The sequence below is a fragment of the Arthrospira sp. PCC 8006 genome (genome assembly GCF_046480465.1).
Taxonomy (GTDB): Bacteria; Cyanobacteriota; Cyanobacteriia; order Cyanobacteriales; family Microcoleaceae; genus Limnospira; species Limnospira platensis.
The window spans coordinates 1-1,458 of the sequence record NZ_PKGG01000451.1; the positions used below are offsets into that span (position 1 = coordinate 1).

2 pseudogenes are annotated in these 1,458 nt (G+C 44.0%); both read left to right on the plus strand.

What is annotated here, in order from left to right:
* Positions 1-223: 223 nt before the first annotated feature.
* Positions 224-1,099 (plus strand): annotated as a pseudogene (locus B9T16_RS28630) (recombinase); the annotation flags it as partial.
* A gap of 63 nt (positions 1,100-1,162) precedes the next feature.
* Positions 1,163-1,458: pseudogene (locus B9T16_RS28635) on the plus strand (IS630 transposase-related protein); the annotation flags it as partial.

Here is a 1,458-nt window from a genome sequence, read left to right on the forward strand (position 1 = left end):
TGTTGGGTTTCACTACGTTTGACCCAACCTACATGGTTGAGGTTTTGGGGATCGGAAAAATATTTCCGGATATTTCAGGAAATTACTTGTTAATCCCTCTCTAATCAGAAACAGTTAATAGTGGGCAGAGTCGGACTCGAACCGGAATTACAGCCTACAACCCCTATTCTACCGTTACTTAGGTGTTACTCAAAACCGTAGTAGAGTAACAAGTGAGTAAAAAATGAGTAATGCTACTAAACTCCCTACAGTGGGGGGAAAGGGTAACTATGACGAGAGCTATAGCAGATTCCTGAAAGCCTATCAAGACTTTAAAGGGGAATGTCCCAAAGGAGTGACACTCAAGTTACAAAAGTCCGGGGCTAGGTACAATCTGCTATTGCAGTTTAAGCAACCACCTACCGGGAAACGGCTACCCAAGACAGCTAATCTTGAGTGTACACCCCAAGGGGTGATAGACGGGGTTAAGAAAGCTAAACTGGTATCAGAAGCCCTAGGGACTATCACTAGCACTAGTGAGTTCTGGGATTGGTATGATACGACTATTCTAGGAAAGAATCAGATTGAGGATAATCTGATAACCTACCGGGAAATATTCCAACAACTGGAAGATGAGTATTTTGCCGGGTACAACCGCAACACAGGACGACCACGCTCCCGCGATATTGTCAGCGACCTATCTTCCTATCATCAAAGCCAAAAAATATACTTTGAGCAATTCCCCAATTGGGATGATTATCCTACTTGGGAGAGTTTCAAGGTTATGCTGTACACTCCCTTACAGAATGGAGAGGAGCTGATAGGGTCCCAAACATTCAAAGAACGTTACTACATCCTGAAAGCCATTGCCAAAAAATCACCCAATAAAGACCACCTACTAAAACAGTTAGAACTTATTAATCCCAGACAAACACGATTCACCGTTAAGCAGCGTATAGGCATCGATGCCTTTAAAAATTGGTGGTACAGCGCTAAACAAGAAGTCTACACTATCAAAAACCATACATTCAGTAAAGCTCGTCACGCCTGGCTGTGGGTTACTGGTATGACAGTAATGTATGGGTTAAGGCTTACCGAAATAGCCGCTGCTTTTAACTTATAGCACCAGACAGGAAAGTTAGGACGTATAATGGAGAGGACGAGATGACTAAGAAGACCAAAAATGCCAGCCCCCTAYAGTTACGACCTYAGACAAAAAGTTATCRATGCAATTGAACTAGACGGTATGTCCAAAACCAAAGCCAGTTAAGTTTTCCATGTCAGCCGGAACACCATCAATCTCTGGCTGCAAAGAAAAGAACACACCGGCGACTTCCTCCCTAAACCTAATCGCCCACCTGGTCATAGCCACCAAATTACCGACTGGCACAAATTCAAGGCTTTTGCCCAAGAGCATGACCACAAAACCTCCGCTCAAATGGCTGAACTTTGGGATGACGACATCTCTCCTCGCACCAT